This is a genomic window from Syntrophorhabdaceae bacterium (assembly GCA_036504895.1).
Classification (GTDB): domain Bacteria; phylum Desulfobacterota; class Syntrophorhabdia; order Syntrophorhabdales; family Syntrophorhabdaceae; genus PNOM01.
Genome location: DASXUJ010000021.1, coordinates 1 through 19,988 on the forward strand (window position 1 = coordinate 1; position 19,988 = coordinate 19,988).

Genomic DNA, 19,988 nt, shown 5'->3' on the forward strand with positions numbered 1-19,988 from the left:
CGCTTGACTTGGGAAGGACTCCGCCCCACTACCGGGCTAAAGGGTATTTAGACCCAACAGCCAAAATGATTCGTGGTCGCCTTGAATGGACCAGACGCTGCCCGATCAGTGGCCGAAGATGTATGCGAATTTCCATTCGCAATATACTAGCATTCTTCACTGAATACCAATATTTTCCATTATCTTTATTCAAGCCATCGTATAATTGTTCTTCATCCTATACATTTATCCTGCTAAACATCGGAATGATAGTCTAAAACACCAATTAATATGGATACTTATACTGATCACAATTGGAACTAGGGAGGGAGTTGCGGCATTAATGTTATTGACAGGCTTTACTGGATATGATTTATAATTGTGTTTTTTTAAGTACGACAGTCATGTAATGGCTGTACTTTTTCAGGTACCATTGTCCCTTTCAGAACATTATTTATCGGAGGAGAGATATGAGCCAGTTTATAGTAAAGAGGCAGTTCAAGAGTCTCCTTGCCACGGGGGTATGCGCCGCGGTGGCTTGTTTTGTGATCACTTTGATCTATTGGCCCCTGTGGGGTGCTGCGGCGAAGGCGATCATCTCCTGGGGAGCGGGGGAAGGACTCGCGGCGGTGGAGCCGAAAGTGGCGGCCAAATATTTCTCCTGCTTTGCGGAAGCGACTTTCTTTTGGTTTGTGATCAACGCCTGGATATGGCATACCCTCATTTTCGGCCTTTACGGAAAGACTTCCGTCACCGAGCGGCAGCCGGGGGCGGGCATCTTCTATAGCCTCGTGGGCGTCCTCTCCGGATTGGCCGGATTTCTGCTCATCGTCGGTTTCCTCGGCATATGGTGGAAGCCCTTCAGCTTCGGGATTCTCTTCACGCCTCAAACCGCAAGTGACGTGCAGCTCGCGATAGAAGGGTGGGAAGCGAGCAATTTCTTCGCCCTCACCGTCATCATGGTCCAGATCCCCTTTGTCTCTCTCCTCCAGAAATGGCCTTTCGCCGGCAATATAAAGGCCCCCTGGGATGGGTTCGGCGTATGGACCATGAGTATGCTTGCCGCCGTGATCGTATGGATGGGGGCAATCGTCCCGAGCTTTATGAAGCTCTCCATAGGTGCCCATGAGATCACCTCTGTGCCCCACGGCTCTTTTCCCACCTTCGTGGCATTCTGCCAGGGCTTCATCTGGTGTCTCCTCATTCCCGCGGAAGGCGGCGAGACATATCCCATGAAGTTTTTTGCCAAAAAGCAGCCCTGGATGGGCCTTTGCGGCTTTGTCCTCGCCTTGTTGGTAGGCTTCGGCCTCCGTGCCCTTTTAAGGCCCGTGGTGACTTCCCTCAACCTCCTTCCGGGCGCACCAATAGACCTCGTGATCGCGTCCCTCATTCTGAGCGGCGTCGTCGCCATGCTCATGTGGCACCATCTGTTCGACGATTTCCCCACGCCCCAGATGGTGCCGAATCAGGCCGCACGGATCCTTTCCAGGTTTTGCATCTGGGTAGTCCTTGGCGCCGTACTCGGCGTGGCATGGATCAAGACCTTCAAAATGCTCCCCTTCGGCGCATCGGACCTCGGCCTCGGCTTCCCCACCATGGGAATCCTCGCCGGCCAATTCGCCTTCCTCATGGCCTTCCTCTATTTCAACACCTTCTTCGACAAGTGGCCGCTCGTGAGAAAGGTCCCGATGACAGTGGTACAGCAACAGCAGCAGCCGAAAAAGAAGGCGGCGTCGGGAAGGTAGAGGCGGTTAATGCGTGGAAGCGTTCATGCGTGAATGCGGAAAAGCAAACGCATCTAAACTAATGAAAGAAGAGAGACTAACGGCTGTGTTGTTGGTCTCTGCCTAGCTCGCACCGGGCACCATTGGGAAGATGGAGAGCGGAATAACAGAATGCGTTGTCATGTCTCTCCCCAGCTCGCACCGCGAGCGAGAAGGGGAGGCTCGGCGGGCTTTGCCCGTCGAGGGGGCGACGCAAGCCCCTAGAGTTGTGCGACGCAAGCCCCTATAGTTTGCGCAAGCCCAATTGATAGTGTATATGACACGACAGGATATCCATAAGGAGATTGTCAGAGAGTTCCGCGACTGCCTCGGGAACCGGAAGGATTTCGGGGCGGCGCGGAAGTATCTTGCTCCAACCTATATACGGCATAATCCGCCTTCGAATGAGGGGATCGAGGCGTTCGAGGAGTGTGCCGGCGCTTGCAAAAAAGACCCTCCCGATTTAACCAATGAAGTCATCCGTGTCTTAGCAGACGGGGATTACGTGGTCCTCCACGTCCATTCCTTCGAGCCTCCGGATATACATGTGGCAGTGGTGGAAATCTACCGCTTTGAAAACGGCTTTATCGCGGAGCAGTGGGATGTGGCTCAAATAATCCCTGCCACGTCATCCTGTCCGGACCGCATGTTCTGAGCCGTCTGCATTGTTCAATTATTTCGATTTCATAATCTGAAAAAAACGGGTGAAAAGACCCGGACCCGACTCCGGCGCGCAGGTCGTCTTCTTTTCGATCGTGCACACGAGAAAGGCCTCATATTCTTTCAAGGCTGCATCTTCGTACAGGGGTGCGAGAGCCGGAGTGATATTGTTCTTCCGCGAGAGCTGCCGCAGGATCTCAGCCGCGGTCTCCTTATCCGGGGCCCTCTGCTCCCTCGCAAGGGCAGAAAAAATCATATCGAGGCCGATGACGCTCACCTCTCTCCCATCGGCCAGAGAGAGATTCCGGAGCCACGTAATGGGCCCGCCCCCGCAGCACGTCTTCTTTTTGTTGGCGATCATGTACACGAATCAGTATAGCACACGGGGCCGGGCAGGGAAAATGGGGGGTTAAACGGCGGTAAAAAGCTCGTTACCAATAAATTATGATTGTTTCTTGAGTTTCCTGAGAATAGCTTTAGCCAGATAGTCGTTGATCTCCTGATGTCTCGGAACAGGCTGAACCGCTTTTGAATCGGGATTTTGGTACCAGTCGTGTTTCCCACCATGGCGGACCAATATGCAGCCCATAGAAGGTAAAAGCGGTTTATGCGTAGAAGCGTTCATGCGTGAATGCGTGATGTAGCTCGCACCGCGAGCGAGAAGGGGAGGCTCGGCGGGCTTTTGCCCGTCGAGGGGGCGACGCAAGCCCCAATAATGGCAAGAAGCTCCCTTACCACATCGGCGCGCTTCACGCTACCTGCAGCTCCCCTAGTTTCCGGATAGCCGGAATCTCGCCGCTGGTCATGTCTTTGTGAAGTTCAATGAGGTTCTCCTTAAGCTCATCCAAACTCATGCCTTGCGTCATGTACTCGGGATATTCTTCGATATAGCCCAGCCAATACTCTCCGTCCTGCCAATATACATATCGAATATTATACATATCTCCTCCTCGTTCACGACGGTAACTAATTATAACTCATTACCAATATCCATGGGAATGTAATAACTCAAGATTCATTGAACCGGCTGAGGGGGCTGCGCTCCCGCTACCCCTTCCCTTCCGTCCCTGCCAGCACTTTTTGGCTGATGGTTTCGAGGCCTTCGTTTTTCACGCCCACGGGAAAGAGGGCGACGAGGATCATGCAGATAAAGCAGGGGATGGAGAAGACTATGAAGAATTGGCTGAAGCTGAATCCGGCCATCTGTACCGCCCCTCCCAGGAGAGGTCCCATGATCGAGCCCAACCTCCCTATGGCGTAGGCCCATCCGGCCCCGGTCGAGCGAAACCGGGTGGGATAGATCTCGCCGGCGACCACGTGGAGCGCCGCGGGTACGCCGACCATGAAAATTCCTGTCGCTGCTCCGGCGATATAGAGGGCCGGGGCGGAGGTGACGAAGCCGAAGAGGATTACCGATATGCCTCCCACCAGGAAACTTACGCACAGGCCCAATTTTCGTCCGAACCTGTCCATGAGGCAGCCGAGAAGGACCCCTCCTACCGCGGCCCCCATGGCCTGGACAATGCCGTAGCTGTAGCTCTTTACGAGAGACAGGCCCGTGTTGGCGAGAAGCGAGGGAAGCCATGTGGAGAGCCCGTAGAGGGCGAGCATATTAAAAAGATAGGTGCCCCATATAAGAAGCGTCATGGTCCGGAGGCCCGGCTTCAGGAGTTCCCTGAAGCCCACATTGGTGAGCGCCCCGGATTGGGCGAAGCTGTCATGGGTCCACGCGCAGGGCTCGAAGCATGCCGCCCTTTCTATGTTCTTAAGCTCGCCTATGGCCTCGGGGAAGCGTCTTTTCCCGGCGAGAAAGCGGACCGACTCGGGCAGGGCGGCCTTGATAAGGGGGAGAAGAAAGAGGGGCAGCACTCCGATGAGAAGCACCGCACGCCAGCCGAAACGGGGCACGAGCGCCATGGAGACGAGACCGGCAACGACCCATCCTATGGTAAAGCCGCCGCCCACGACCGTGAGAAACCGTGCCCTGATCTTCGAGGGCGCGAATTCACCGAGAAGGGTCACGGTAAGGGGGATTACCCCGCCGATGGCCAGGCCGGAAAGAAAGCGAAGCACGCAGAACGCCTTGAAATTGGGGGCGAAATAGGCGGCGCCGTTGAATACGGAAAAGGCCGCGACAATGAGAAGAATGGCATTCTTCCTCCCCAGGCGGTCGGAGACCATGCCGAGCCCGGCTGCGCCGATCATGAGTCCCAGGAAGCCGTAGGAGATCATGGCGCCCCCTTCGAGAGGCGTGAGATGCCACTCTTTCAAGGCAGGGGGGAGAATGTAGGCGATGATCTGAGAGCTGTATCCTGCAAAGATGGTGATTAAGGTGCCGAGCACGAGAAGGCGCAGGTGGAACCGGCCGAATTTCAGGTGGTCGAGCCATTCGAAGGCGCAGACGGGGGAAGCCTTTTCTTGCATACGGGATTAACCTCATTGTGCGTCATTTTGGAGAATTTTGCAAGCCTTTTTGTATACGGAGCAGCCCTTGTTGGCTTTCCTTCCAATGCCTTTCTTGAGTGGCATCAGTCGCGAAAAGTGAGGCGATTACTCGTCCCATGGTCTGGAAACGTGGGTGCCCACGAATAAACCCATCCCTTAGCCCGCTGCACTTAATGATAATATTTCGCCTTTGCCCCTAAAAGGGCTTAAGCAAACGCGCGGAGCGCCGAAGAACAAAACATACGGCACAAGTAATGGGATACTGAATTTATTTTCCCTGTTATTGCGCATCGAGACCGTCACCTCGAGGTCTTCATTCGCAGACCGTACACGCTGACGTAGACACCGTGAGCCGGCCCACCATGATTTTTATCTCGCCAATGGCCACGAAATCGTATTTTACGAGGAGGCGCATCAATGAAACTTTTCACGGACGTAAAAATCGGCAAAAGGCTTGCAATCGGATTCGGCATCGCCCTCTCCCTGACTGCGGTTAACCTTATTATCGGGATAATCCTTCTGGGCGGTATTAGTGGCAATCTGGACCAGATCGTGGCTCATGACAATGTCAAGATAAAGTATGCAAACGATATACGGTCGGCCCTCGCGGACATCACCGCCCTTTCGGGCGAGATAGCGAGGGCGGACAACGAGAAGGATCGACTCGACGCGAAAAAGAAGGTAGACGAGCTGCGGCCTAAATATAAGAACGCAATGGAAGAGCTTGCGCGACTGGAGACTCACCCGGAAGGAAGGAGCCTCATCGCGAGCCTCGGCGAAGAGGTATCGAAGGGGAAGGAGGCCAACAATAAAGTGATCGAGTTGGGCCTCGCGGGTAACACGAAGGAGGCGACCGCGAGTTACTCGGAAGCCAAAAAGACCTTGAAACAATATCTCGACGGGGCCGATGCAGTGATACTGTATAACGAAAATACCACACGGCAGGCATATCAAACCGCCAAAAAAAGGGCATCGACGGGGCGCATCGCCTTCATCATACTGGGGGCATTTACCATGCTCGTCGGCGTGTGGCTCTCTCGTGCCATTACCCGGAGCATCACCATCCCGATTTTGCGTTCTTCGGAACATATAGATCTTATGGCAAAGGGTGATTTTTCCATATCCGTATCCGGTCATGCGTTAAAAAGAGGTGATGAAATGGGCCTCTTCGCTAAATCCATGGAAGCGATGAACAAGAACATAGCAAAAATACTGATGGAGATGAAATCTTCCGCCGCGAGTGTGGCGTCCGCGAGCGCGCAGCTCAGCGCCTCGGCCGGGACGCTCTCGGGTGGGGCGGGGCACCAGGTAGACATGGCGACCCAGGTCGCGACCGCTTCCACCCAGATGAATCAGGCCACCGAGGATATCGCGAAAAATTCGAACGGCATTGCCCAATCCGCGGGAGAAGCGGTGAAGATCGCCAGGGGAGGGCAGGACATTGTGGAGAAGGCAATCCGGGAGGTGAACCTGATCGCCGAAACCGTGGACACGGTCTCACAATTCGTAAGGGAACTGGGTCGTGAATCGGACAGGATCGGGAATATCGTCACCACCATCAATGAGATTGCAGATCAAACCAACCTCCTGGCCCTGAACGCAGCAATCGAGGCGGCGCGGGCGGGAGAGCACGGAAGGGGATTCGCGGTAGTTGCCGACGAGGTGAAGAAGCTCGCGGAAAGGACCACCGCCTCCACGACGGAGATAGGAACCATGATTACCACCGTGAAGAACGGCGTGGAGAAGACCGTAGACTCCATGGACCAGACAAAGCGAAATGTCGAATCCGGGGTTGAATTTTCGTCCCAGGCACAGGCCGCGCTCAAAGACATCATCACCAGCATCGACAGCCTCTATGATGGAATTCAGCAGACCGCCAGTTCCATAGAAGAAATGAGCGCAACCACGGCGGAGATCACCGAGGACATAAACAAAATATCGGATGTGACAAAGGAAACGCTCTCCTCCTCGGAGGACATATCGGGAGCAGCAACAGGGCTATCAGGTCTCGCCGAGTATTTGAAAGAGACGGTGCGGATGTTCAAAGTGTGATGCCTTTCAATAACCCCTAATAAAAGGGAGCCTCCGGATTCGCGAATCCGGAGGCTCCCTTTTATAATTCAGTGGTCGGTCGGGCTAAGTTAACCCGGCCGCAGTCGGGCTTATTGATACACAGGCTTCATATGGGTCGGTGCTTTCAGGTCGAGGCTTGCGACTACGCCTGCGCGGGAGGTTATCTCCGTGAAGGACTTGCTGCGTCCGTAGAGGCTCTGGAGGTCGTCTTTCGACAGGTGGACGATGATGTATTCGAGGAACCCGCCGTTCTCCCTGCACTGGGAATAATCCCTGACCGGCCAGTAGACGCCGAAGGAGACACCCTCAACGCCTGTCGCCTCGATATCGGTTCTCTTCACGTAGGCGAGGTACTTTTCCACGTAGGTGCCCATGACTTTCGAGAACCGCTCCTCAGGTTTGGAGGTACTTTCGTTGAAGACGATCTCCGGGGGCCTTACATTTACCATGAGGTAATAATGGCCGTTGTTCTTCGGGTCTTTGACGGTGGTAAAACCGATCCCTTCCCGGTAGATGTTGATCTGGTCACTCCTCAATCTCGTATAGATGTCGTGGAGGACGGGCTTGTTTTTTTCATAGAGGTTTTTCAGCTGGATTTCCTCGTAGGAATTCTTGATGCTTTCGTCCTCGGTCTTTGCCATGTGCACCGGTCCCGTGGTGCATGAAACGAGAAACAGGCAGATCAGGGCTAACAATGCTTTTTTCATTTCCTTCTTCTCCTTTTTTTAAAAAATCACTTCAAAACATCGGGCATGACCGCATCTGGAGGAGAATCAGGAGGGGCTCGTGAGATGTGATGTGCTAACAGCGGTGATGCAGGGACAAAGGGGTTTGCGGTCCGGGCGATCGGCGTTGCTTCGGGATCGTCTCCCGTGACGGATGAAAAATTGCCGTGAAGGGGAAAATCGACATTATCATCCCCGAAAAAAATGCGCGTACCGTCCAGGGTCTCACGATTGGCCTTGGATGAGGCGATCAGACATCCCGTTGCGAGAAGGAGTGCCAGGAGCAGGACCCAGAGGTTTCGGCCGGTAAACCCTATCCGCACCTCATATGTTCCGCTCCGCCTGCCTCCGCGAACAGGACATGGATGGAAGGGAAAGAAACCTCCCCACGGACGTCCCGCTCCTCCTGCTCTTCCCACTGCGAAATTTACCATGGCCGCAAAAGGGTCACTACAACGGTCTTCTTGTTTCGGCTCATTCTCTCCAAAAGGCGACGCGCAAAATCTATCGCACGGCACCTAATTGTAGAATTCTTCCGGGGCCGGTGTCAAATGTGAGCCGTTCCGCGGCTCCCGTTGAAATTGCCGGTAACCGTCAACTCAGGCCAAAAACCTTCTTTAGCCGCAGATAACTGCGGATAAAACCGGATGAAGGCAGATGAACTGACAATGAGTGGGATTTGACCGGCCGACCCTGGCCGGTCAAATACTCTCGGCCCTGCGGGCCGGAGAGTGTCCAACCGGCAGTGTCTCCGGTTGGACGGAAGAGACGCTTTCATCCGCCGTGCTATCCGGTTTTATCTGTGGCGGGAAAAGGGGTTTGAACTGAGACTGAGGACTTACCATTGCCGCCCTTTTCTCTTTGCATTTTACGGCCGCCTTAGTTTAAAATAATCAGACTCCCCGGACATTCTCGACGGTCGGGCCGGTTTTGAATACGGTTAGGGGCGAAATGCGTAAAAAATACGGAATGGGGTTATGATGGTAAAAACAGCTATTGTAGGGGCGGCCGAATCCGATATCGGCTACACTCCGGACAAGACGCTCCTCCAACTGATCGCTCAGGCGACGAAGAGGGCGCTCGATGACGCGGGGCTTGCGAAGAGTGATATCGACGGCTTTTTCTGTTCAGGATGGATCACCATGGAGTCTCTCATGGTGGCGGAGTATCTCGGCATAAGTCCCGCATATTCAGACAGCACCATGCCGGGAGGCGCCTCATTTGAGTTCCATGTGGAGCACGCGGTTGCCGCCATTTCCGCGGGTCTCTGCGAGGTAGCCCTTATCTGTTATGCCGAGACCCGTTTGTCGGACCGTAAGAGGGGCATGGGCATGAACTTTGCCACGGGCTCCGCCCAGGAGCCGGAGGAGCAGTTCGAAGCGCCCTACGGCTGCTGGATACCGATTCCCACCTACGCACTCGCGGCCCAGCGCCACATGTACCAATACGGGACTACAAGCGAGCAGCTTGCCCAGATCGCCGTGGCGACCCGGAAATGGGCGAGCCTCAATCCCGTTGCCTCCATGCGCGATCCCCTCACGATCGAAGATGTCCTCGCTTCACCCATGATGAGCACCCCTCTCAGGCTGAGGGACTGCTGCCTCGTGAGCGACGGGGGCGGCGCAGTGATCATCACCACCGCGGAGCGGGCGAGGGACCTGAAGAAAAAGCCCGTCTGGGTCCTCGGATGCGGTGAGGCCCATACCCACAGGTCGATCTCGGGTATGCCCGATCTCACGGTCAGCCCGGCGAAGCTTTCGGGGGAGCGCGCCTTTCGCATGGCGGGACTCAGCCCTTCCCATATCGACGTACTCGAGCTTTACGACTCTTTCACCATCACGGTCCTCCTCGAGCTCGAAGACCTCGGGTTTTGCCCCAAGGGAGAGGGCGGCCGGTTCGTGGAGGGCCAACGCCTCGCGCCCGGAGGGAGCCTGCCTACCAATACGGGCGGCGGCGGCCTTTCGTGCGTGCACACGGGCATGTTCGGCATCTTCCTCCTCATCGAGGCAGCGCGGCAGCTTTGGGGCGAAGGAGCGGCCAGGCAGGTTGCAGGGGCGAAGACCGCGCTCTGTAACGGCATCGGCGGCTCTCTCTCGTCGAGCGGCACCGTTATTCTGGGGGTGGACTGATATGGAAAAGACGTACAAGAAGCCGCTTCCCCACATTCACGGGGAAACAAAAGCATATTGGGACGCCGCAAAACGGCATGAGCTGGTGATGCGTCGCTGCCGCTGCTGCAATGAATACTATTTTTATCCCCGCGACTTCTGCCCCTCCTGCTTTTCCTTCGACGTGGAGTGGGCCAGGGTGAGCGGCAGAGGCATCCTCTATTCCTTCACCGTCTGTCACCGTCCCGCGCAAGGCTTCGAGGAGGGCGGCCCCTACAATATCTCACTCGTGGAACTGGAGGAAGGGGTAAGGATGATGAGTACGGTGGTGGGATGTGCAGATGAGGATCTGAAGGTAGGAATGGCCCTCGAGGTGGTCTTTGACGATGTGACGGAAGAGGTCACGCTGCCTAAATTCAGGCCGCCCGCGCCTTAGGCGCGGGTTTACTTCTCCCGCCATTCACCGCCGCAGGCCTTGACGCATAACGAGCGGGGATTCTGAAGGTATCCCTTCCAATGCTCGTCGCTCGGTCCCTGCTCCTTACCCGCAATGCGAAGCCCGTAGGTCCAGGTCCTCGCAGGCTCAAAAGTATCCGGCCCCTGGGCAAGGATAAAATAATTTGTCGTGGCTTGAGACCACAGCTCAAAAGGCACCACGCTGCCGTCCCGGCCGGTACAGTTCCCCTCCGCCCTATTCCGGTCCACCTCCACCACGCACGATCTGTCGCCCGGAGCACTTACAAACGTAGTGAGCTTAGAAGAAGCGCACCCCGAGAGAGCAAGGACGAGGCAGAGTAATAAAGGGAAAGAGGAAGAAAAGGTTTTCAACAATCACCAATTAATAAAAGCAGTCGCTAGTCGCTAGTCGTTAGTAATAAGGGCAGTCTCTAGTCTCTAGTCGTTAGTAAAAGATAAAAACAAAAACCATCATGTCTCTCACTAAGGACTACGCGCTAGCGACTGCCCTTTGCCGCTGCCTTACGCCTTTCACTATCGACTAGAGACTGCCTCAATTATTATTTGCCTCTCAACGCGTCCCAGCCTTTCAATATCTGGAGGCCCATGTGGAGCTGGAAGTCTTCGTCTTCTGCTACTTTTGCTTCATTCGGGTTTTTCGGGTTGCCCGAATTATTTTTCTTGTCCTTATCCTCCGGGGGCTTGACGGGAGGTGCAATCTTCTCCGGGGGCAGGTTCTTCTCGAGGAGGTCCTTTTCCGTGATGGGGTTGAACTTCTCCTTGCCTCTTGTCAGGTTCGCGTCCACCACGATATCCGGAGAGACGCCCTCTCCCTGGATGGAGCGGCCTTTGGGCGTATAATATTTGGCGGTGGTGAGGCGGACCGCCGAGCCGTCGGAGAGGGGGAATATGGTCTGTACCGAACCTTTGCCGAAAGTCTTCTTGCCCACGATAATTGCCCGCTTATAATCCTGAAGCGCCCCTGCGACGATCTCGGAGGCGCTCGCGCTGCCTTCGTTCACTATCACCACCATGGGTCCCTTGTAATCGGAGGCGTTCTTATGGGCGTAGAATTTCATCTTGCTGTCTTCTTTTTTTCTCCCCTCGATGTAGACGATGAGCCCGTCTTCCAGAAAGCGGTCCGATACCTCCACCGCCTGCTCGAGGAGTCCTCCGGGATCGTTTCTCAGGTCGAGGAGTATCCCCTTCAGGGGCTGCTTATCCTTCGACTGTTTCTCCAGCTCCTTAAAGGCGTTGTCCAGGTCCTTCGCCGTCTTCTCCTGGAATTGGGCGATCCTGATATAGCCGTAATTGTCGTCGAGAATCCGGTATTTTACACTCTTCACCTGGATCACATCTCTGACCACGGTAAATTCCTTAGGGGCCTGAAAGCCCTCCCGCCATATGGTGAGAACTACGGGTTTCCCCTTGGCGCCCCGGATGATCTTGACCACGTCCATGATGCTCATCCCTTTTGAGGGGCGGTTATCGATCCTGATGATCTGGTCGCCCGCTTTGAGGCCTACTTTATATGCAGGGGTATCTTCGATGGGCGTGATGACGGTAGGGAAGCCGTCCTTTATGCTGATCTCGATGCCTATGCCCCCGAACTCGCCTTTCGTCTCAGTCTGCATATCCTTATACATATCAGGAGGCAGGAACGAGGAATGGGGGTCGAGAGACTCGAGAATGCCCTTGATGGCGGCATAGACCAGGTCTTTATCCTTTACCTTATCCACATAGCTCTTTTTCACCAGATCTATCACATCGGAGAAGGTTTTCAGGTACTCGTACATCTCTTTATCATCCGCAGTGGTGAGAACCTTTCTTCCCTGGGCCCCGAACATAAACCCGAGGATAAAAATGCAGAGAAACACCACGCTCAGAAATATCTTTGTCTTTTTGCCCATTAAGGTAACCTCCTGAATATTCAATAACTATAGTACAACAAACCACACGAACTTTCAATCTCATTCATCTCTATGCTATTCTTGTGCCATGGAAACGGTCTTTGTGGCCATGAGCGGGGGGATGGACAGCTCTTTCGCCGCCTACATGCTCAAACAACAGGGGTATGAGGTGGTAGGCATTACATTTCAGCTCCTCCCCGCCTACATCAAAAATGTGAATAATCCGAAGGCATGCTGCTCCATCGAAACGGTGGCGAGGGCGAGGAAGGTGGCTGACGACCTCTCCATCGCGCACTATGTACTTAATCTGAGGGAGGAATTCGAGCGGCACGTGATCGAGCCCTTCATCCGGGAGTACAGGGAAGGGAGGACGCCCAACCCCTGCATCCTGTGCAATAAGCACATAAAGTTTTCCGCCTTCTTTCGGAAAGCCCTCGCCATGGGGGCCCACAAGGTGGCGACCGGCCACTACGGGCGTATCGCAAAGACCCCTGCCGGCCCACGGCTCAGAAAAGCCGCCGACAGGGCAAAAGACCAGTCCTACTTCCTCTATCCCATAGAACAGGGGGTCCTCGGGCAGCTCCTTTTCCCCCTGGGAAATGAGACGAAGGAGGAGCTTAAAAAGCAGGCCCACCTTATAGGATGGGAGGCGGGCAGGGTGAAAGAGAGCCAGGATATCTGCTTTGTACCGGATAACGATTACCGGCAGTTTCTCTCGCCCTTTGTGGAGCTGAAACAGGGGCCCGCCTATTTTGTGGACGGCACCCTCCTGGGACGCCACGACGGCGTCCATCTCTATACCCTCGGCCAGAGAAGAGGCCTCGCCATCCCCTTCAGGGAGCCCCTCTACGTGGTGGAGATGAGATGTGAGGAAAATGCCCTGATCCTCGGGACAAAGGAGCATACGAAGAAGAGAAGGCTCAGCGCGGGGGAGGTGAATCTCCTCGGGAAGCCCTCAGGGCAGGCCATGGGAAAGGTCCGTTACCGGCAGCGAGATGTGCCCTGCACCTACCGCTTCTCCCGCGGCCTGCTCGACGTGGAATTCGCGGAGCCCATACACGCCATCACCCCCGGGCAATCGGTAGTCCTCTATGAAGATGACATGGTAGTCGCGGGCGGGGTAATCAAGGAAGCAGGCTAGCGCTCCGGCAGGTCTCTATTCGTTGACAGGAAAGGATTTGTAGCCTTCCCGGGAGAAAGAAAGCAGTTGACAAGGTGAGGCTGATGGTATAGAAAGGTAGTATAAAGGCGTTACTCATGCAAAAGGGGGTACTTACATGTCCGTATACGTGATGTTCACCAAGCTTACCGATGAGGGAAGAAAAACCATAAAAAATAACGCAGAGAGAATAAGGGAAGTGAGCAAGGAAGTGGAAAGGATGGGCGCCAAGGTAATTGCCCAGTATGCGGTACTGGGAGAGTACGATTTCGTGACTATCCTGGAGGCGGCAAACAACGAAGCGATCTCCAAGGTATCGGTCGAGCTAGGCTCAAGAGGCACCGCCCACTTCGAAACCCACGCCGCCATCCCCGTATTCGAGTTCATAGAGAAAATGACGTAAGAGCTACACCCCCGTTAAAAAAGCCCATAGGCCGGCTCCCTCAAAAGGACGCCCGGCCTTTTACATTTATAAGTCGTCGTTTACTGACAAATAACGGAAATCGAATATCGAATAACGGGCAGAACTTCCGTCCACGATCGACTAGAGACTAGAGACTGTTCTTTCGATTATCATAGTTACCGGTCCGTCATTCACCAAAAAGACCTCCATGTCCGCCTGGAACACCCCTGTCTCCACTTTTTCCGTTTTTCGGCGTGCCTTTTCCACGAAGAGGGCGAACATTTTTCGTGCTTCTTCCGCGGGCATGGCATCGGAGAAGGAGGGCCTGCGGCCTTTCGAGCAATCGCCGTAGAGGGTGAACTGGGAGACGAGGAGAAGCTCTCCGTCTATATCGAGGAGAGATTTATCGAGTTTTCCCTCCTCCGTCTCGAAAATCCGCAGGTTTATAATTTTATCGACCATCCATTCCGCTTCGCCCTCTCCGTCATGCCTGCCGATGCCGACGAATACGAGGAGGCCCGCCTTGATGCTGCCCTTCACCACGCCCGCCACTTCCACGCGGGCCTCCTTGACCCGCTGCACCACCGCTCTCATAGCTCGTCACCCTCTCATTAATTGAAAGGGGTTGAGAACCCTTTCGCGGTCTCAACCCCTTTGGAAGACTCTTATCAGGAACAGCCCGGCCGGTTTACTTCTCCAGGAGCTCCTTCTCTTTTCTCGCGGCCTCCACCACCTTCGGGAGGATATGGGCCGGAACTTCTTCATAATGGGAGAACTCCATGGTGAATGTGCCCCTGCCCCCGGTCATGGACTTAAGATCCGGCGCATATTTCAGCATCTCCGCCATGGGTACCGCTGCCTTGACTACCTGGTTGTTTCCCTTCGATTCGACGCCGATGATCTTGCCCCTTCTCGAATTGAGGTCTCCCATGATATCGCCCATGTGCTCGTCGGGGACGATGACCTCGATCTTCATGATCGGCTCGAGGAGGGTAGGGCTGCACATCTCGAGGCCCTTCTTGAATCCCATGGATGCGGCGATCTTGAATGCCATTTCGGAAGAGTCTACATCGTGGTAGGAGCCGTCGTAGAGGGTGATCCTGAAATCGGTCACGGGATACCCGGCGAGGGTGCCCTGGTTCATGGCTTCCACCACGCCTTTTTCCACGGCGGGGATATATTGCCTCGGGATGGCGCCGCCCACGACCTTATCCACGAACTCAAATCCCGTCCCATGCGGCAGGGGCTCGAGCTCGAGCCACGTGTCGCCGTACTGGCCTTTGCCGCCCGATTGCTTCTTGTATTTGCCCTGGACCTTGGTCCTGCCCCGGATCGTCTCTTTGTAAGGCACTTTCGGTTCATGAAGCTCGACCTCTACGCCGAATTTTCTCTTCAGCTTCTCCACGATCACTTCGATATGGACCTGACCCATGCCGGAGAGGATGAACTCCTTGGTCTGCTCCTCACGGCTATATTTCACGGTCTGGTCCTCTTCCATAAGCCGCGAGAGGGAGGTGTTCAGCTTGTCCTCGTCGCCCTTTGCCTTGGGTTGGAGAGAGAAAGATATGAGGGGCGGTGCGGCTACTACACCTTCATATTTAATGGGGGCTTTTTCGTCGCACAAGGTGTCGCCCGTGCCGGAGCTCTTCAGTTTTGCCACTACGGCGATATCGCCGGCCGAGGCAAAGCCTGCGGATTTCTGCTTCTTCCCCACGAGATAGAAGATCTGGCCGATCCTCTCCTTCTCATCGGTTCCTGTATTGAGGACCGTCATATCCGGATGGATTTCACCCGAATAAACCCTGAAAAGGGTGAGCTTGCCTGCGAAGGGGTCCGTAATGGTCTTGAAGATAAAGGCGCTGAAAGGCTGATCAGCGGCGACCTTTCTCTTTACCGGCTGTTTCGTTCTCGGGTCGATCCCTTCGACCTCTCCTTTAAATGTGGGAGGCGGGAAATACTTCCCGATCGTATCGAGGAGCATGGGGATGCCGATGTTCTTTGCTGCCGAGCCCACGACCACAGGCACGATCTTCCGCGTCCATATACCCTGGCGGAGGCACTTCTCTATCTCCTCCTCCGAGATCTCGTCTCCATTGAGGTAGCGCTCCATCACTTCGTCGTCCGTCTCCACCGCGGTCTCGATAAGCTTCTCCCGGTAGGAGGCGGCGTCGTCGGCCATTTCCGCCGGGATTGCAACGGTATCATAGGAGCCGGACCCGTCGCCCTTGAAGATATACGCCTTCATGGCGAGAAGATCGACCATGCCCTTGAAATTTTCCTCCTTGCCTATGGGAAGCTGGATCGCCAGGACCGAGGCATCGGAAAAGGTCTTCTGCACGCCCGCGAGAGCGCGGTCGAAATCAGCCCTTTCGCGGTCCATCTTGTTGAGGAAGATTACCACCGGTATGCCGAATTCCTTCGCATACCCCCACACCTTCTCCGTCTGCACCTGAACACCCGAAACCGCGCCGACTACGATCACCGCGCCGTCGACGACCCTCATGCACGATTTCGCGTCTGCCACGAAATTGTCGTCTCCCGGAGTATCGATGAAGTTGATCTTGTTCTTGCCCCATTCGAAAGCAGCGATGGAAGAGGAGATTGTGACCTTCCGGTCGATCTCCTCGGGCTCATAATCCATGAGCGAGGTGCCGTCGTCTACCCTGCCAAGCCTCGTATTCTCTCCTGAAAGAAAAAGCATCGCCTCGACAATTGATGTCTTGCCCTCCCCTCCGTGCGAAAATATACCTGCGTTTCTGATTGTATCAGGCTCATACTTTTTCATGAAGACTCCTTTTCCCCGATATTCGATGTGACTGAATCCTGTGAATTTTACACTCCCTTCTTCCAAAAAATCAAGCATTTAAAGCAGGGTCGGGGGGTGGCGGAGGGGCGTTGGCGGTTTATCCCCGTGCACGCTCCGGGTAGAGAAAACTTGGCGCGGAAAAAGGGGCGAATGCTTCCCCCCCATCCCCCCTTACTTTGACTCGGGGGGTACTACCTCGCCCCTTTTTCCGCTGAGTTTTCTTCGCTACCCTGCGCTTAACGCACCGAGAGGGAACAGGCCATATCCCCTCCTGGGGATAATTAATTTGGAAATAGTGGAATCAGAGCCTAAAAGGCCCAGCCTGATAATAAATGGAATTGAGTGGCTGACTCGGTGGGTAAAGTATTCTATGCCGGTGCCGATAACTGAGTTACCGGACCTTTGGAGACAAGCGGAGAGATATTCTGTGTGAAGGGGGTTTCACGGAAGTGGCGGCTTTGAGATCGGGTAATCGGGATATTATGAGGATGGGTTATTTACACCGTGGAGGGGAGAGTACATGTTCGTCATTGTAGGCGTTTTTGTGGTGCTTGGGGCGGTACTGGGGGGATTTGCCCTTGAGGGCGGACCATTTCTCGTGCTTATGCAGTTTGCCGAGTTTCTCATCATCGGCGGCGCTGCGTTGGGGGCGCTGATGATATCGGCCCCTACGAGCCTTCTCAAGAAGATCATCGGGAAAATGCTCCAGACCCTGAAGGGTTCTTCCATCGACTCCCAGACGTATCTTGACCTTTTGAAACTGATGTACGAGATATTTCAGGTGAGCCGTAAGGATGGCCTTATCGCGCTGGAGACGCACATCGAGAAGCCGGAGGAGAGCTCCATCTTTACCCAGTATCCCCGGTTCGTCGCCCAGCACCACCAGCTTCATTTCATGTGCGATACTTTCCGTCTCGTGGTATTGGGAGGAGTGCCCGCCCATGATATGGAGGCCCTTATGGATGGCGATATCGAAACCCACCACAGTGAAGGCATGAAGCCGGGCATGATCCTCCAGAAGATCGGCGACTCCATGCCGGGTCTCGGGATTGTTGCCGCGGTGCTGGGAATCGTGATCACCATGGGCGCGATCAACGGACCTCCGGAGGAGATAGGCCATAAGGTGGCCGCGGCACTGGTGGGGACCTTCCTGGGGATCTTCATCTCCTACGGTTTTCTCCAGCCCCTCGCGACAAATATCGATATCATTAATGACGAGGAATCGAAGGTGTTTGAGGCGATCAAGGCAGGCATGATCGCCTTTGCAAAGGGATTTAACCCGATAATCTCGGTGGAATTCGCGCGGCGGGCAATACCCGGGGAAATGAGGCCCGGTTTCCAGGAGATGGAAGATTACGTAAAAGGCAGGAAGGTAAATGGATGAAGAACATAACGCCCCGGTAAGAATAATTATAAAGAAAAAGAGGGGCCATGGGGGCGGACACCACGGCGGGGCCTGGAAGGTGGCCTACGCCGATTTCGTTACCGCAATGATGGCCCTTTTCATCGTGCTCTGGATCGTGGGGCAGAGCGCCGCGGTCAAACAGGCGATCTCCGCCTATTTCAAAGACCCCGGCGTCTTTACGAGCACGAAAGGGGGACTCCTTTCGGACGCGCAGAAGACTGCTGCGTTGCCTCCTCCTCCGGTCCCGTTTGAGGCGGGCGGCGCTGCCGCGGAGATGGAGAAGCTGAAGGCGGAAGCGGCAACCATTGAGAAAGCCATTTCGGGCACGCCCGAATTCAAGAAGTTTGTCGACAAGATCCATCTAACGGTAACTGAAGAAGGGCTGCGGATCGATCTTGTCGAGGCTTCCGAAGGGCTTTTTTTCGACATCGGCAAGGCCCAGTGCAAACCGGAGACGGTGAAGCTCCTCAAGGTGATCGCCGGCCATCTCGCCATGTTGCAGAATCCCGTGGTAATCGAAGGGTACACGGACGCGCGACCGTACGTCGCCTCCGGCTATTCCAACTGGGATTTGAGCACGGACCGGGCAAACAGCGCGAGGAATATCATGGAGAACGGCGGGCTCAGGAAGAACCAGATCGTCCAGGTAAGGGGCTTTGCGGACAGGAAACTGAGAGTGCCCGACAAGCCCATGGATTTTTCGAACAGGAGAGTGAGTATCCTCGTTCCGCCCGAGAAACCGGCCACCCCCGCCAAGGCGGAAGTGAAAACCTCACCCCCGCCGAATCCCGCTGCCCCTGCTTCAGGGAATAAAGGGAAATGACCGAAGAGGGCCGGAAATTCAGAATAGTAATAGTCGACGATAACGAGGCGGAGCTTCGCGCCTTGCTGGGCATCCTGTGGCAGGACCCCCAGCTTAAGGTCGTCCACGGGGGGAGCATCGCCGAGGGTACCCTCTTAAGCCTCGAAACAAACCCCGACCTCGTAATGAGCGGATTCACCGATCTCGAAGACTCCATCGAGCTTATAAGGCGGGTGAAAGAGGATCTCGATCCCCCTCACCCCACCTTCCTCATCGTCTATGAGAGGGATCAGCTCCCCGATTTCGGGAGGGGCCACCACGAAGGGGCAGACGACTACATCGAGAGGTCTCTCTGCCGCAAGGTCCTGCTCCCGAAGGTCCGCACCCTCCTCAAGATGCGCTGCCTGCAGGTGGCCCTCAAGGAAGAGAAGAGCAGGCTCGAGACGGCAAACGAGCTTCTCGAAAGAAATTTCAAGGAGATGACCGCCATTCTCCTCAAGATCCTGGAGGTCCGCATGCCGGGCACCAGCGACCGGGCGGAGACGGCAAAGGCCGCCGCAGAATTCCTCGCCCAGAGACTGGAATTGAACAAAGAAGCGCGAAAAAGCCTCATTTTCGCAGCCCTCATGCACGAGATGGGTAAAGTCGGTCTCCCCGATACCTTGATCGATAAGAACCTGAGAAACGTTCCGACGGGATTGATGCCCATTTTTCAGCAATACGCGACGGTAGGTTCCATGATCATCTCCACGATCACAGGCTACCGGGATTCGGCGGAGGCAGTCTATCACCAGTTGGAGAATTATGACGGCACAGGCGCCCCTGAAGGTCTCATGGGCGAACAGATCCCCTTGGGGGCAAGGGTGCTGAGGGCAATACTCTTCGCCGAAGAGCTCTGTGCCGACGGCGGACCCGTAGAGGCCGTGGTCGAAGGCGTACGGAGAAATATGCACAGGGTCCTCGACCCGAGGGTTGCCAATCCTCTCATAGAATTTCTCTTAGACAGGAGAAAAAAAGAAGGCGGAAAGATGAAGCTCCCCCTCGAAGGCTTAAAACCCGGAATGGTGGTAGCCGAGGACGTCTACGCCGCAAGCGGAGTAAAGCTCCTCCCCAAAGGCGTACAGCTCCAGGAAAAGATCCTCTCCCTCCTCATGGAAAGAAACCGTACGGATCCCATAGTGGGAGGGGTTTATATCGCAAGAGATAACTAAGGGGAAGAAATTTAGACGAACCCCTGCAGCCCCTTCGCAGGTCGCCCGAGAAGCAGCTCACTCGGCCCACCCACCAGAGCACG

Annotated in this window: 19 protein-coding genes; 10 read left to right on the top strand and 9 right to left on the bottom strand. The window is 55.1% G+C overall.

Annotated elements, in window-relative coordinates; translation table 11 throughout:
* The first annotated feature begins 449 nt into the window (after positions 1-449).
* Positions 450-1,724, top strand: a complete 1,275-nt coding sequence (locus tag VGJ94_02595) for a hypothetical protein (GenBank protein HEY3275482.1) — start codon at positions 450-452, stop codon at positions 1,722-1,724.
* 295 nt (positions 1,725-2,019) lie between these two features.
* Positions 2,020-2,397 carry an ester cyclase gene (locus VGJ94_02600; GenBank protein HEY3275483.1) on the top strand — a complete coding sequence of 126 codons (378 nt, stop codon included), beginning with the start codon at positions 2,020-2,022 and terminating at the stop codon, positions 2,395-2,397.
* 18 nt (positions 2,398-2,415) lie between these two features.
* Here the strand turns inward: VGJ94_02600 and VGJ94_02605 are convergent, their stop codons facing one another.
* From VGJ94_02605 to VGJ94_02615, 3 genes are all read right to left on the bottom strand, one after another.
* Entirely contained in the window at positions 2,416-2,763 is a 348-nt protein-coding gene (locus VGJ94_02605; protein HEY3275484.1) for a hypothetical protein, read from the bottom strand.
* Positions 2,764-3,151: 388 nt separating this feature from the next.
* Positions 3,152-3,343, bottom strand: coding sequence for a hypothetical protein (locus VGJ94_02610; GenBank protein ID HEY3275485.1), 192 nt, complete (start codon positions 3,341-3,343; stop codon positions 3,152-3,154).
* A 106-nt stretch (positions 3,344-3,449) separates the two neighbouring features.
* Positions 3,450-4,826 (bottom strand): MFS transporter, encoded by a 1,377-nt coding sequence (locus VGJ94_02615; protein HEY3275486.1) that lies wholly within the window; start codon positions 4,824-4,826, stop codon positions 3,450-3,452.
* 438 nt (positions 4,827-5,264) lie between these two features.
* Here VGJ94_02615 and VGJ94_02620 point away from each other — a divergent pair, with 438 nt between their 5' ends.
* On the top strand, positions 5,265-6,899 hold the full coding sequence (locus VGJ94_02620; GenBank protein ID HEY3275487.1) for a methyl-accepting chemotaxis protein: 1,635 nt from the start codon (positions 5,265-5,267) through the stop codon (positions 6,897-6,899).
* A 110-nt stretch (positions 6,900-7,009) separates the two neighbouring features.
* Here the strand turns inward: VGJ94_02620 and VGJ94_02625 are convergent, their stop codons facing one another.
* Positions 7,010-7,627 (bottom strand): hypothetical protein, encoded by a 618-nt coding sequence (locus VGJ94_02625; protein ID HEY3275488.1) that lies wholly within the window; start codon positions 7,625-7,627, stop codon positions 7,010-7,012.
* Between the two features lie 26 nt (positions 7,628-7,653).
* The gene (locus tag VGJ94_02630; GenBank protein HEY3275489.1) at positions 7,654-8,079 is read right to left on the bottom strand and encodes a hypothetical protein; all 426 of its coding nucleotides are present in this window, start codon (positions 8,077-8,079) and stop codon (positions 7,654-7,656) included.
* Between the two features lie 543 nt (positions 8,080-8,622).
* Between VGJ94_02630 and VGJ94_02635 the strand changes: the two genes are divergently transcribed.
* On the top strand, positions 8,623-9,774 hold the full coding sequence (locus VGJ94_02635) for an acetyl-CoA acetyltransferase (protein HEY3275490.1): 1,152 nt from the start codon (positions 8,623-8,625) through the stop codon (positions 9,772-9,774).
* A gap of 1 nt (position 9,775) precedes the next feature.
* Positions 9,776-10,189 carry a Zn-ribbon domain-containing OB-fold protein gene (locus VGJ94_02640; GenBank protein ID HEY3275491.1) on the top strand — a complete coding sequence of 138 codons (414 nt, stop codon included), beginning with the start codon at positions 9,776-9,778 and terminating at the stop codon, positions 10,187-10,189.
* An 8-nt stretch (positions 10,190-10,197) separates the two neighbouring features.
* On the opposite strand, the gene VGJ94_02645 is transcribed toward VGJ94_02640, so the two are convergent.
* Both VGJ94_02645 and VGJ94_02650 read right to left on the bottom strand, forming a co-directional pair.
* Positions 10,198-10,458, bottom strand: coding sequence for a hypothetical protein (locus VGJ94_02645; GenBank protein ID HEY3275492.1), 261 nt, complete (start codon positions 10,456-10,458; stop codon positions 10,198-10,200).
* Between the two features lie 311 nt (positions 10,459-10,769).
* On the bottom strand, positions 10,770-12,119 hold the full coding sequence (locus VGJ94_02650) for a S41 family peptidase (protein ID HEY3275493.1): 1,350 nt from the start codon (positions 12,117-12,119) through the stop codon (positions 10,770-10,772).
* Between the two features lie 88 nt (positions 12,120-12,207).
* Here VGJ94_02650 and mnmA point away from each other — a divergent pair, with 88 nt between their 5' ends.
* The gene (gene mnmA, locus VGJ94_02655) at positions 12,208-13,260 is read left to right on the top strand and encodes a tRNA 2-thiouridine(34) synthase MnmA (GenBank protein HEY3275494.1); all 1,053 of its coding nucleotides are present in this window, start codon (positions 12,208-12,210) and stop codon (positions 13,258-13,260) included.
* A 136-nt stretch (positions 13,261-13,396) separates the two neighbouring features.
* On the top strand, positions 13,397-13,681 hold the full coding sequence (locus VGJ94_02660) for a GYD domain-containing protein (protein HEY3275495.1): 285 nt from the start codon (positions 13,397-13,399) through the stop codon (positions 13,679-13,681).
* Positions 13,682-13,822: 141 nt separating this feature from the next.
* Here the strand turns inward: VGJ94_02660 and dtd are convergent, their stop codons facing one another.
* Together dtd and fusA are read right to left on the bottom strand one after the other, a co-directional pair.
* Positions 13,823-14,275 carry a D-aminoacyl-tRNA deacylase gene (gene dtd, locus VGJ94_02665; GenBank protein HEY3275496.1) on the bottom strand — a complete coding sequence of 151 codons (453 nt, stop codon included), beginning with the start codon at positions 14,273-14,275 and terminating at the stop codon, positions 13,823-13,825.
* A gap of 94 nt (positions 14,276-14,369) precedes the next feature.
* Entirely contained in the window at positions 14,370-16,466 is a 2,097-nt protein-coding gene (gene fusA, locus VGJ94_02670; protein HEY3275497.1) for an elongation factor G, read from the bottom strand.
* 541 nt (positions 16,467-17,007) lie between these two features.
* Between fusA and motA the strand changes: the two genes are divergently transcribed.
* The 3 genes from motA to VGJ94_02685 are packed head-to-tail and all read left to right on the top strand — an operon-like array spanning position 17,008 to position 19,905.
* Complete coding sequence (gene motA / locus VGJ94_02675; protein ID HEY3275498.1) at positions 17,008-17,871, top strand: flagellar motor stator protein MotA; 864 nt, start codon at positions 17,008-17,010, stop codon at positions 17,869-17,871.
* On the top strand, positions 17,864-18,715 hold the full coding sequence (locus VGJ94_02680) for a flagellar motor protein MotB (protein HEY3275499.1): 852 nt from the start codon (positions 17,864-17,866) through the stop codon (positions 18,713-18,715). Before motA ends, VGJ94_02680 begins: the two co-directional genes overlap by 8 nt.
* Complete coding sequence (locus tag VGJ94_02685) at positions 18,712-19,905, top strand: HD domain-containing phosphohydrolase (protein HEY3275500.1); 1,194 nt, start codon at positions 18,712-18,714, stop codon at positions 19,903-19,905. The genes VGJ94_02680 and VGJ94_02685 overlap by 4 nt, the downstream gene beginning before the upstream one ends.
* Positions 19,906-19,988: the final 83 nt, after the last annotated feature.